The 11,802-nt window shown below is 58.7% G+C and carries 11 protein-coding genes; 6 read left to right on the top strand and 5 right to left on the bottom strand.

Annotation, left to right across the window (positions count from 1 at the left end):
• The first annotated feature begins 9 nt into the window (after positions 1 to 9).
• The 3 genes from iolC to iolB are packed head-to-tail and all read left to right on the top strand — an operon-like array spanning position 10 to position 3,641.
• Positions 10 to 1,914, top strand: coding sequence for a 5-dehydro-2-deoxygluconokinase (gene iolC / locus HV157_RS20800; RefSeq protein ID WP_182268899.1), 1,905 nt, complete (start codon positions 10 to 12; stop codon positions 1,912 to 1,914).
• A 14-nt stretch (positions 1,915 to 1,928) separates the two neighbouring features.
• Positions 1,929 to 2,819 carry a myo-inosose-2 dehydratase gene (gene iolE / locus HV157_RS20805; protein WP_182268900.1) on the top strand — a complete coding sequence of 297 codons (891 nt, stop codon included), beginning with the start codon at positions 1,929 to 1,931 and terminating at the stop codon, positions 2,817 to 2,819.
• Between the two features lie 9 nt (positions 2,820 to 2,828).
• Positions 2,829 to 3,641, top strand: coding sequence for a 5-deoxy-glucuronate isomerase (gene iolB / locus HV157_RS20810; RefSeq protein WP_138614454.1), 813 nt, complete (start codon positions 2,829 to 2,831; stop codon positions 3,639 to 3,641).
• Between the two features lie 41 nt (positions 3,642 to 3,682).
• Here the strand turns inward: iolB and HV157_RS20815 are convergent, their stop codons facing one another.
• Entirely contained in the window at positions 3,683 to 4,900 is a 1,218-nt protein-coding gene (locus tag HV157_RS20815) for an MFS transporter (RefSeq protein ID WP_182268901.1), read from the bottom strand.
• A gap of 113 nt (positions 4,901 to 5,013) precedes the next feature.
• Between HV157_RS20815 and HV157_RS20820 the strand changes: the two genes are divergently transcribed.
• Complete coding sequence (locus tag HV157_RS20820) at positions 5,014 to 5,460, top strand: helix-turn-helix domain-containing protein (protein WP_182268902.1); 447 nt, start codon at positions 5,014 to 5,016, stop codon at positions 5,458 to 5,460.
• A gap of 45 nt (positions 5,461 to 5,505) precedes the next feature.
• Here the strand turns inward: HV157_RS20820 and HV157_RS20825 are convergent, their stop codons facing one another.
• The 3 genes from HV157_RS20825 to HV157_RS20835 form a co-directional block, all read right to left on the bottom strand.
• Entirely contained in the window at positions 5,506 to 6,249 is a 744-nt protein-coding gene (locus HV157_RS20825) for an alpha/beta hydrolase (protein WP_182268903.1), read from the bottom strand.
• A gap of 11 nt (positions 6,250 to 6,260) precedes the next feature.
• Entirely contained in the window at positions 6,261 to 6,728 is a 468-nt protein-coding gene (locus HV157_RS20830) for a DUF6130 family protein (protein ID WP_020883054.1), read from the bottom strand.
• 111 nt (positions 6,729 to 6,839) lie between these two features.
• The gene (locus HV157_RS20835; protein WP_182268904.1) at positions 6,840 to 8,033 is read right to left on the bottom strand and encodes an MFS transporter; all 1,194 of its coding nucleotides are present in this window, start codon (positions 8,031 to 8,033) and stop codon (positions 6,840 to 6,842) included.
• A 97-nt stretch (positions 8,034 to 8,130) separates the two neighbouring features.
• On the opposite strand from HV157_RS20835, the gene HV157_RS20840 reads away from it, so the two are divergent.
• On the top strand, positions 8,131 to 9,021 hold the full coding sequence (locus tag HV157_RS20840) for a LysR family transcriptional regulator (protein ID WP_182268905.1): 891 nt from the start codon (positions 8,131 to 8,133) through the stop codon (positions 9,019 to 9,021).
• Here HV157_RS20840 and HV157_RS20845 read toward each other — a convergent pair.
• On the bottom strand, positions 9,018 to 9,206 hold the full coding sequence (locus HV157_RS20845; RefSeq protein WP_050737163.1) for a YfgG family protein: 189 nt from the start codon (positions 9,204 to 9,206) through the stop codon (positions 9,018 to 9,020). The two genes, HV157_RS20840 and HV157_RS20845, sit on opposite strands and share 4 nt — an antisense overlap.
• Before the next feature lie 351 nt (positions 9,207 to 9,557).
• On the opposite strand from HV157_RS20845, the gene HV157_RS20850 reads away from it, so the two are divergent.
• Positions 9,558 to 11,798, top strand: coding sequence for an EAL domain-containing protein (locus HV157_RS20850; protein ID WP_182268906.1), 2,241 nt, complete (start codon positions 9,558 to 9,560; stop codon positions 11,796 to 11,798).
• Positions 11,799 to 11,802: the final 4 nt, after the last annotated feature.

The following is an 11,802-nucleotide window of genomic DNA, read 5'->3' on the forward strand; positions in this document are numbered from 1 at the left end:
GGTATCAATGTGGAAAAGCAGTTTGATGTGATATGCATGGGCCGCGTGGCGGTAGACCTCTACAGTCAGCAAATTGGTGCCCGTCTTGAAGATGTGTCGAGCTTCGCGAAATATCTCGGCGGCTCGTCCGGCAACGTGGCCTACGGGACGGCGCGTCAGGGGCTGCGCTCATCGATGCTGGCACGCGTCGGTGATGAACATATGGGACGCTTCCTGCGAGAAGAATTACACCAGGTGGGCTGCGATACCAGCCATCTGATCACCGACAAAGAACGCCTGACGGCGCTGGTGCTCCTCGGCATTAAAGACCGGGACACCTTTCCACTGATTTTTTATCGCGATAACTGCGCGGATATGGCCATCACGGCCAGCGATGTGGATGAACGCTATATTGCCTCCGCACGGTGCCTTGCCATCACCGGGACCCATCTCTCGCACCCTCAGACCCGTGACGCGGTGCTGACGGCGCTTAACTATGCCCGCCGTCACGGTGTTCGCACGGTGCTGGATATCGACTACCGGCCGGTACTGTGGGGGCTGACCTCATTAGGGGACGGGGAGACGCGCTTTATTGCCGCGGAAAACGTGACCCGTGAGCTGCAGGAGGTGCTGCACCTTTTCGACGTCATTGTCGGCACCGAAGAAGAGTTCCATATTGCAGGTGGCAGTACCGATACCCTGCAGGCGCTGGGTCGCGTGCGCGCCGTGAGTAACGCTACGCTGGTTTGCAAGCGTGGAGCGCTTGGCTGTTCGGTGTACACCGACGCTATTCCGCCCCGGCTGGATGAGGGTCTGACGGTGACCGGCGTGCGCGTTGAGGTGCTGAACGTGCTCGGTGCGGGCGACGCGTTTATGTCCGGCCTGCTGCGCGGCTACCTTAACGACGAAGGCTGGGAGCAGGCCTGCCGCTATGCCAACGCGTGTGGGGCGCTGGTGGTTTCCCGCCACGGCTGTGCCCCGGCGATGCCGAGCAAGGCTGAGCTGGACGACTACCTGTCGCGTGCGGCGTCGGTGCCGCGTCCCGATCTTGATGCGCGCCTGAACCATCTGCACCGCGTCACCACCCGCCGCCGCGAGTGGCCGGAGCTGTGCGTGATGGCCTTCGATCATCGCAGCCAGCTGGAAGATATGGCGTTGCAGTGCGGGGCATCCCTGAAGCGCATCCCGGCGCTGAAGCAGCTTATTCTGCAGGCCAGCCGTGAGGCGGCCAGCAGCGCAGGGCTTGAGGGCAAAGCCGGCCTGCTGTGTGACGGTACTTTTGGTCAGGACGCCCTGAACGCGATTACCGGTGAAGGGTGGTGGATAGGCCGCCCTATTGAGCTGCCGGGCTCCCGGCCGCTGGAGATGGAGCACGGTAACATCGGCACGCAGCTCATCAGCTGGCCGCAGGAGCATGTGGTGAAATGCCTGGTCTTTTTCCATCCGGAAGATGCGCACGGCCTGCGTCTGGAGCAGGAGCAGAAAATCGCTGAGGTCTACCACGCCTGCTGCCAGTCCGGTCAAGAACTGCTGCTGGAGGTGATCCTGCCTGCCAGCATGCCGCGCAGCGATGAGCTTTACCTGCGCGCCATTTCGCGTTTTTACAACCTGGGGATTTATCCCGACTGGTGGAAACTGCCGCCGCTCTCTGCCGATGGCTGGACGGCGCTGAGCGAGATGATTGAACGTCGGGATCCGCACTGCCGTGGCGTGGTGATCCTCGGGCTGGACGCCCCGGCTGAGCAGCTTCGCGCTGATTTTAAAGCCGCCTCGGGACACGCGCTGGTGAAGGGCTTTGCCGTAGGACGCACGCTGTTTGGCGATGCGTCCCGTGCATGGCTGAAACACGATATTGACGATGCGCAGCTGGTGGCACGCATCCGGGACAATTACCTGCAGCTTATCGCCTGGTGGCGCGAGCGCGGACACGCATAATTCAGGAGACGACAATGAGTGTGCAATTAGGCATTAACCCGCTGACATGGACGAACGACGATCTGCCTTCACTCGGCGCGGAGACGCCGCTGGATACCTGTCTGAGCGAAGGGAAAGAGGCCGGTTTTGCCGGTTTCGAACTGGGCAATAAATTCCCGCGTGAGGCGCGCCTGCTTGGCCCCATTTTGCAGCGCCACGATCTGCAGCTGGTCTCCGGCTGGTATTCAGGGCGTCTGCTGGAGCGTAGCGTGGAGGAGGAGATTGCCGCCGTGCAGTCACACCTGACGCTGCTGCGCGAACTGGGGGCTAAGGTGCTGGTATTCGCCGAAGTGAGCGGCTGTATTCACGGCGAGCAACAGACGCCGGTTCATCTTCGCCCGCGCTTCCCGCACGGGCGCTGGAAAGAGTACGGTGAGAAGCTGACCGCTTTTGCCCGCTACACGCAGCAGCAGGGGGTGCAGATTGCCTACCATCACCATATGGGAACGGTCATTGAGTCCGCTGAAGATGTCGATAACCTGATGACCCATACCGGTGAAGAGGTGGGCCTGCTGCTGGACACGGGCCATCTGACCTTTGCCGGGGCTGATCCGCTGGCGGTGGCCCAGCGCTGGGCATCGCGCATTAACCATGTTCACTGCAAAGACGTGCGCGCCGACGTGCTGGCGGACGTCAAAAACCGCAAAACCAGCTTCCTTGATGCGGTGCTGAGTGGGGTCTTCACCGTACCGGGTGACGGCTGCGTGGGCTATCCGCCCATCATGCGGCTGCTGAAGGCGCAGGATTATCACGGCTGGCTGGTGGTGGAGGCGGAGCAGGATCCTGCTATCGCTCACCCGCTGACCTACGCCCGTCTGGGGTATAACAACCTGAGCCGTCTGGCGCGCGACGCCGGGCTTATCTGAGGAGGTGACATGTCACGTCTGTTATCACGCTGGCAACCGCCGAGTGCGGAGGGCCGTACCCAGTCCGTCACGCCGGAACGCGCGGGCTGGGGATACGTTGGCTTTGAAGCGTATGAACTGCAGGAAGGGCAGACGCTGACGCTGCCCGCCGTCAGCGAAGAGCGCTGTCTGGTGCTGGTGGCCGGACGGGCCTCTGTCAGCACACCTACCGCGCAGTTTACTGACATCGGCGAGCGGATGAGCCCGTTTGAGCGCATAAAGCCCTGGGCGGTCTACGTCACGCCGCAGGAGACGGTGCAGATTAAGGCGCTGACGACGCTGGAGCTGGCGGTCTGTGCCGCACCCGGCAAAGGATCCTTCCCGACACGGCTTATCGCTCCGCAGGATATCGACGCGCAGGCGCGCGGCAAAGGCCATAACCAGCGCTACGTGCACAACATTCTGCCGGAAGATCAACCCGCCGACAGCCTGCTGGTGGTTGAGGTCTGGACCCACGAAGGCTGCACCAGTTCATACCCGAGCCATAAGCACGATACGGATAATCCACCGCAGGAAACCTACCTGGAGGAGACCTACTATCATCGCCTCAATCCCGGGCAGGGGTTCTGCATGCAGCGGGTCTATACCGACGACAGGTCGCTGGATGAGTGTATGGCCGTTTATAACCGCGACGTGGTGATGGTGCCGAAGGGGTACCATCCGGTGGCGACGCTGGCTGGTTATGACAGCTACTATCTCAACGTGATGGCCGGTCCGGTGCGAAAATGGATGTTCACCTGGGAAGACGATCACGCGTGGATCAACCGCGACTATCCACGTTGACGTTGCAGAAGCCCGCACCCCGCGGGCTTTTTTTATCAACATTATCCTGTCTTGCGCGTTACCCACCAGAACACCAGCGCCACCAGGCTCACCGCTGCGCCAGTCAGGCAGACGCCCTGCCAGCCCGCGATGGCATACGTCATCGTGGTGCTCAGCGCGCCCAGACCGCTGCCGACAGCATAAAACAGCATATAAAGCCCGACCAGCCGGCTATGCGCCTCGGGGCGGGCACGAAAGATCAGGCTCTGGTTGGTGACATGCAGCGCCTGCCCGCCCAAATCGAGCAGCACGATGCCAATGAGCAAAATGCCGAGCGAACGGTCCATCAGTGAAATCGGCCACCACGCCAGGAGTAACATGACCAGTGCAGCCGCGCTGGTGCGCCGGGCATATCCTCGATCGGCCCACTCTCCGGCCCGGGTTGCCGCTAACGCGCCTGCCATTCCGGCCAGGCCAAAAGCACCAATGGCGGTATGCGATAAGTTATAGGGTGGGGCACTTAACGGCAGCACCAGGGCGCTCCAGAAAATATTGAACGCAGCGAACATCAGTAAAGCCAGTACGCCGCGCACCTGCAGGACTTTTTCTTCCCGCAGCAGGATCAGCATTGAGTGAATCAGGCGCGGGTAACTCATCGTTTCAGGCACCGCAGGCAAGCGGGGCAGCCTCCACCACAGCGGAAACGCAATAATGACCATCAGCCCGGCGGCAGAGAGATACACGCCACGCCAGCCCGCGATATCACTGATGCCTCCGGAGACGACGCGGGCCACTAACAGGCCCATAAATACCCCGCCTTGTGCCGCACCAATAACGCGGCCTTGCTCATGCGGCGACGCGGCGTTGGCGGCATAGGCGATTAGCCCTTGCGTCATGGCCGTTCCTGCCATGCCGGTGGCGAGCATACCCACCAGCAGCATCGTTGACGTCTGCGCCATGCCGACCGTGACCAGTGCGGCGACCAGTACGACAAGTTGTAGCGCCATCAGGCGCCGGCGATCCACTTTATCCCCCAGAGGAACCACGAACAGCAGAGCCAGAGCACAGCCAATCTGCGTGGCGGTGACCACGCCGCCAATGGCACCATGGCTGATGCCAAAGTCTCTGGACAACGCGTCAAGCAACGGCTGTGCGTAATAGACGTTGGCCACGCTTAAGCCGCTGGCGAGGGCGAACAGCCACACCAGGCTACGCGGCATGTCGCCTGAGCGGACGTGCCCGGTTTTTCGATCTGACGGTAGTGGTGACGCGTGTGACATGTTCAAATCCTCGCCCTGGGTAATGTGGTTTTAAAAAGAAACCAGTTGAAGGCTAGGCTATGCAGTTTTAAAATGCAACCAGTTATTATTGACTGACCTGCCGGGGTAACGCTGTGCCGTCTCGTAAACCGATTGAACAGGAATTTTGTCCCGTTGCCCGCAGCGTCGATCTGATTGGCGATCGCTGGTCGCTTCTGATTGTGCGTAATGCTATTGACGGCATGCGCCGTTTCGGGGATTTTCAGCGGGATCTCGGGGTTGCGCGTAACATTCTGGCTGACCGACTGCGCAAGCTGGTCGACGCGGGCATTCTCGCGATGCAGGGGGCGTCAGACGGTACGTCGTATCAGGAATATGTCCTGACGGACAAAGGCGAAAGCCTGTTTCCCATCGTCGTTGCGCTTCGCCAGTGGGGAGAGCAGCATCTGTTTGAGCGCGGGGAGCGCCACTCGCTGTTGATCGACAGGCGTACCGGCAAGCCGGTTCCCCTGATGGCGCCAGCAGCGCAGGATGGAACGGCGCTGAAGGCGCAAGATACTGAGGTGCAGAAAGTGACGTAACCCGACGCTCTGCAAGCCCGCGCTACGCGGGCTTTTGTTGCATTCTTAATGGTTTATTATTGCCTGCTCAATCGTGCGGGCAATATCATCCGGTTGACTCACCATCGACACGTGGCTTGCTGCCACTTCCGTGGTTTTCGCGTGGATCGTTTTCGCCATCGCACGTTCAAGCTCCGGGTTAATCATCCGGTCATTTTTGCTGACCACAAACCAGCTTGGCTTTTCATGCCAGGCCGCATGGCTCACTTTTTCCGCAAATGCGTCGGCCTTGATCGGCCCCTGAGTGGCTGCAATGGTCTGCTGTTCAACGGCGCCTGCATCCGGTGCGAAGTCTTTCATCACGGCTTCTGGCGGGAGATACAAATACCCGTCTGCCGTTTTTGCGATATCCGCACTCCCCGCAGGCGGTGGGTAACTTCCCGCCAGGTCCGCCGTCGACTGGCCGGAATCAGGCGCAAAGGCCGCTACGTACACCAGGGATTTTACCCGTGCATCGTTGCCCGCTTCGCTGATCACCGTTCCGCCCCAGGAATGACCTACCAGCACCACATCGCCCTGCGCCCGTGCAATGGCGCGCCGGGTGGCGGCAACGTCATCTTTAAGCGACGTGAGCGGCAGCTGGACGGCGATCACCTCGGTATGCTGTTTTTGCAGCCGGGTAATGACCTTGTTCCAGCTGCTGCCATCGGCAAACGCGCCATGGACCAGCACCACGCTAGTTTTGCTCTCAGCAAAGGCGCTGGCTGAAAGCGCCAGCAGACCCGCCGTCAGTACAGTGCGTGCTTTCATTGTCTGGCTCCTTAAAAATGATGGACCGTTGCGTGAGGCGGTACGGTGAATTCAATGGTTTTATGGTCGATGGGTTTATGCGTGGGGTCGGCCAGAATTATGGTCACTTTATGCTTCCCGGCGGGTAACCCAACCAGAATGATTGGCTCTCCGCTGGTATCGGCCCAGTGCCAGGGGGCGTCATCCACCACGACATGGATATGGCCGATACGTGGTGTGACCTTCAGCGCATCGGGCCCGAATACCGGCTCGATGCGCAGGTTTTCAGCCCGGTATTGAATAAAGACCGCCCCCTTGCTCAGCGGGCCGGCAAGCGGTGGATCGACAATCAGCTTAGCGGCCGGCTGTGGACGTTCCAGCGGGGCAACAGCGGCAGGGCCGTTGACGTCGGCAGCGCTGAGGTTATCCAGCGGTGCGGCCCAGGAGCAGGTTGCTGACGCCAGAACAAGTGCAGGGAGCAGTAAATAACGACGGATCATCTGAGTCTCTCCTCAATCGGTTTCAAATTCGGTTTCAAACAATGACAGACACAGAAAACCATTTTTATGTATCCGGGATGTTTGCGGGGAACGGCGTTTTGTACCGGCTTGTCAGCGTGGCGCTCCGGATACAGTGGGATACATTTCATCATTCCGCGCGGGGTCGGCACTGCGCACAATCGCTATCGCCAGCCCGGCAATCACCAACGTCAGCGCGGTGGAAACCCACATTGCGCCGGCGATCCCCAGCGTTTTATTTAGCCATGCATAGGCAAACGGCGATGCCGCGGCCATAAGCTGTGCGGGAATGAGCAGCATGCCGGTGCGGCGGGCATAGCTTTCGGCGCTGAAAAGCGTCAGCGGCAGGGTGGCTTTTACTATCGTCATCAGCCCGTTGATGGCGCCGTAGCCCAGCACAAAACCGGCGGCACACCCGACAAACAGCGAGCTGCTTAACCCGATCACAAAGCAGAGCGGCATGGCGAGGGCGGTCAGGAGCGTCAGGTTGAGCGGGGTTAAGCGTGCACCCGCCAGCACCTCCGTGGCGCGTGCGCCCGTCTGGCCAACTCCCCACAGCATGCCGATGGCGACCGGCAGGCCAAAACTGGCAATAAACTCTGGCAGATGGGTGGACGTGCCGTTAGAGACAAAGGTCATGAGGGCAATAAACGTGGCATACCGCCAGCCGTTACGCCGTTCCTGGCGCACGGGCGGCGCGGTAACGTGCGGGGGGGCCGCCAGCCGCTGGTGGGGAAGCGTGCGAATCAGCACCGCACTCAGCAGGCCAAAGAGGGCGTAGATCTGCAATGCGTGTTGCCAGCTCATCACTTTCAGCAGCCCATCACCCAGCGGCCAAAAAACCGCTGAGGCCAGCCCGCCTGCGAGCGTGATGCGCGAGATCGTTCTGCGTGCCTGCTGGCCGTACAGGTTCACCAGCGCGGCGAACAGCGCATCATACAGCGACAGCCGCATCCCGATACCGGCAACCAGCCAGGCACCGTACCAGCCGAACAGCGTCTGCGTATATGCCATGCCCGCGCAGCTTGCGGCAATCAGTAACGTTCCGCTCATCACCACGTTCTGCCCGCCAGCGTACGCCAACAGTCGGGCGACAAAAGGGGAGACCATCGCCATTACCAGCATCGCCAGCGTCAGGCCGAGGTAGAGCTGCGGTGATGACCACCCCCGGTCGGCCACAATCGCCTGGGCAAAGGTCCCGGGCATATAAAACGAGATCCCCCAGTTGATAAGCTGATGACAACCTGCCCGGAGGGCGAGGTGACGGGGAAGGACAGGTGTTTTCATTGTTTTTCATTACGTTATGCAGTTGTCCTGAGCATAGCGAGCGCGCTATTGTGCTGGCAGGTCAGCCACCTTATGCGCTGTATAAGAGAAACTTTGAATGACAACGCTCAACCTAGGCTATCTCGCGACGTTCCGTCTGGTTATCCAGCGCGGCAGTTTTTCCGCGGCGGCGGACCTGCTGGGCATTTCCCAGCCGGCCGTCAGCCTGCAAATCCGCCAGCTGGAGCAGTTTCTGCAAACCCGGCTGGTAGAGCGTACCGGGCGGGGTATCAAACCCACGGCTGCCGGGCAGGCGTTGCTGGTGCACGGGGAGCGTATTCAGCAGGCGGTGGATGAAGCCATTCGGTCCGTGAGTGAGTTCAGCCACGACGTGAGTGGCACCATTACGCTAGGCACGGGCGCAACGGCCTGCATTCATCTTCTGCCGCCGCTGTTGCAGCAGCTCGGGCGTGACTATCCGCTTCTCAGAGTGGGCGTGACGATCGGCAATACGCTCGACATCGTCCGGGCAATTGAAGAAAACCGACTTGATATGGGGCTGGTGACGTTACCGGTGAGCGGAAGAGCGCTCGACGTTACGCCGGTGATGGACGAAGAGTTTGTTTTTATCGCGTCGCTGGACCAGCAGGACGGTTTTCAGTCGTTGACGCCGGCTGCGTTGCACGCGCAGCCATTCATTGCTTTTGAATCAGGCAGCGGAACCCGGGCGCTGATCGACGACTGGTTTGCGGCCGAGGGGCGAATCCTCACGCCGGTGATGCAGCTGGGCAGCATCGAGGCGATCAAGCGGATGGTACGTGCGGGGCTTGGCTACAGTATCGTGCCGCGTATGGCCGTAGACCTGGCGGCTGACCGCGAAGGGCTATGCATGATGTCGCTCACGCCCGTGCTGCAGCGACAACTGGCTGTGGTGATGCGCCAGGATAAAATCCTGAGCAAAGGAATAGCAGGGATAATTCGGATATTACAAAATCCTTCGACGCGTTAGCGATCGGCTGAATCAACGGTCAGGCTGGATTGCTGTGACTGGGCTTTGTCCTGATGGTGATACCAGGCGCCAATAGAGGAGTAAACGAAGCGGCCGAAGAAAAACAGGAAGCTGATAAGCAGTATGATGCGGGTCATCCGGGTGTTGAACTGATGTCGTTTTCGCATACGCGTGACCTGACTCACTGTGTTTTTCCTGGGCATGCCCTTTTGGGCGACAGGGATATTAAGGCACAGCGGGAAGAGAGGGTCAATTCGCAAATGTGTAAATAACCGTCAATAGTTACATTAATTAATGTTATTGAAATTAATAATTGCATTTACCATATTGATAATATGAAGAAAACTATTTCAAAAAAATGTAAGAAAGGATCGTTTGAGTAAATTAGTTTGATTTAAGTCAACGGTTTCCCTGGCCTGGTATTTAAAATCCCACCTCCATACTGTTCGCCCCGCACGTTGTCGGGCGGCAGGTACGTCAGGTTGGATGCCTGTCTTCATTTCCCTCTGGAGCGAAAGGGGTTTAAACGGGCATCTATGAACTTTATTTCTTTCCTGAAAAACAATAAAGACCGCTGGTGGGCTTTACCGCTTATTTTACCGGTGGGTTTACTGCCTGTATTAAGCGTTGCCAATACCTTTACCCGATTGGGCGATGGTCTGGTGGCACTCTATTATTTACCTCTCTCCTTTCTGCTTTCGGTGATGATGTTTTTTGGTCTGGAAGCGCTTCCCGGCATCGTATTGTCATTGTTCATCCGCTACTACCCGTCGGTTGGGTTGTTCGAAACCATCGCCGGCATTTTTCATTTTATTGTCCCCGTTGTGCTCAGCTGGGGAGGGTATCGGGTGTTTGCGCCCAGACGCAGCATGACGGCTTACGGGGATGTCAGACTGATGGCGCAGCGTATCTTCTGGCAGGCCTTTTGCCCCGCGACGCTGTTTCTGGTGCTGTTTCAGTTTGCCCTCTATCTGGGGGTGTATGAGAGCCGTCAGAGCCTGGAGGGGTTGACCCCGCTTAATATTCGCACGCTGATTAACTATCAGGCGCTGCTGGTCAGTGGGCTGACGGGCGTGCCGTTAAGCTATTTATTGATCCGTCTGATTCGCCATCCGCGGTATATCAGAAGTCTTGTCTCGCAGGTGCGAATGCAGATAGACAAAAAGGTGACGGTCATTGAATTTCTGCTGTGGGCCATTGCGCTTGGCGGGCTGCTTACCCTCCTGCTGCTCCCGATGAATGAAAACAGCTCGATTTTCACCACCAACTACACCCTGTCGTTGCTGATGCCGGTGATGTTGTGGGGAGCGATGCGGTTTGGCTATAAGCTGATGTCGCTTATCTGGACCCCGGTGCTGCTGGTGTCCATCCACTATTTTTATCGTTATATCCCTCAACAGTCCGGGTATGACATTCAGCTGGCAATTACCTCTTCCAGCTATCTGGTCTTTTCGTTTGTGGTGATTTACATGTCGATGTTGGCCACCTGCCAGCGCACCGCGAATAAACGTTCCCGCAGGCTGGCGCTACTCGACCCGGTTGTCCATATGCCGAATCTGCGGGCCTTGTCGCGCGATCTTGCCAAAAACCCGTGGTCGGCGCTCTGTTTGCTGCGCATTCCGGAGCTGGAGGTGCTGGGCCGAAATTACGGGGTGTTGTTGCGGATCCTGTATAAACAGCAGCTGGCGCAGTGGGTCAATGGCACCTTGCAGCCCAGTGAGCGGGTCTATCACCTCACCGGCTGTGACCTGGCGGTTCGCCTTAACGCGGAATCGCACCAGCAACGCATTGAGGCGCTGGACGAGCATATTAAACAGTTCCGCTTTGTCTGGGATGGGATGCCGCTACAGCCTCAGGTGGGCGTGAGCTACTGCTATGTGCGCTCACCGGTGACCCATCTCTATCTGGTCCTCGGTGAACTGGGGGTAATTGCCGATCTGTCGATTTCGACCAACCATCCGGAAAATCTGCAGCAGCGCGGTGCTGTCCATCTCCAGCGTAGCCTGAAGGACAAGGTTGCGATGATGAGCCGTCTGCAAAGTGCGCTCGACAGTAACGCGTTTACTCTGCTGGTCCAGCCGGTTTGCGGCGTGCGGGGCGATTGCTACCACGAAGTGTTGCTGCGGATGGCGGATGCAAACGGGGCGTTGCTCTCTCCCTTGCAATTTCTGCCCGTCGCTCAGGAGTTTGGTCTGTCGTCGCGGGTTGATTTGTGGGTACTGGAGAACACGCTACGCTTCCTGGCAGAGCATCGGGTACATCTGCCCGGCCAGCGTTTTGCCATTAATCTGGGCCCTTCCACCGTGTGCCGTGCGCAGTTCCCGGCTGAGGTGAGTCGTCTGCTGGCGAAATACGCCGTCGAACCCTGGCAGCTGATATTTGAAGTGACCGAGTGCAGCACCTTCGGCAGTGGTGAGCAGGCGTTACATACCCTCAGGCAGTTGCAAAAAATGGGGGTACGCATTGCGATTGATGATTTCGGTACCGGCTATGCGAGCTACGCGCGGCTGAAAAGCGTGGACGCCGATATCCTTAAGATAGACGGAAGCTTTATCCGCAATATCGTCAACAACAGTCTGGACTATCAGATAGTGGCCTCGATTTGCCATCTGGCGCGAATGAAGAAAATGCTGGTGGTCGCGGAGTATGTCGAAACAGAAGAGATACGTAGCGCGGTCCACGCGCTAGGTATCGATTATGTGCAGGGTTATCTGATTGGCAGACCGGTGGCGCTTGAGTCACTGCTGGAAGCAGAGGCGTCGCCGGTCAAGACCTGAGCCG

It is taken from the genome of Enterobacter sp. RHBSTW-00318 (assembly GCF_014101375.1).
Taxonomy (GTDB): Bacteria; Pseudomonadota; Gammaproteobacteria; order Enterobacterales; family Enterobacteriaceae; genus Enterobacter; species Enterobacter ludwigii.

Coding starts and splice junctions, on each gene's coding strand:
- iolE (WP_182268900.1), top strand. CDS start 1,929: ATGAGTGTGCAATTAGGCATTAACCCGCTGACATGGACGAACGACGAT.
- iolB (WP_138614454.1), top strand. CDS start 2,829: ATGTCACGTCTGTTATCACGCTGGCAACCGCCGAGTGCGGAGGGCCGT.
- HV157_RS20815 (WP_182268901.1), bottom strand. CDS start 4,900: ATGTCACACGCGTCACCACTACCGTCAGATCGAAAAACCGGGCACGTC.
- HV157_RS20825 (WP_182268903.1), bottom strand. CDS start 6,249: ATGAAAGCACGCACTGTACTGACGGCGGGTCTGCTGGCGCTTTCAGCC.
- HV157_RS20830 (WP_020883054.1), bottom strand. CDS start 6,728: ATGATCCGTCGTTATTTACTGCTCCCTGCACTTGTTCTGGCGTCAGCA.
- HV157_RS20835 (WP_182268904.1), bottom strand. CDS start 8,033: ATGAAAACACCTGTCCTTCCCCGTCACCTCGCCCTCCGGGCAGGTTGT.
- HV157_RS20840 (WP_182268905.1), top strand. CDS start 8,131: ATGACAACGCTCAACCTAGGCTATCTCGCGACGTTCCGTCTGGTTATC.
- HV157_RS20850 (WP_182268906.1), top strand. CDS start 9,558: ATGAACTTTATTTCTTTCCTGAAAAACAATAAAGACCGCTGGTGGGCT.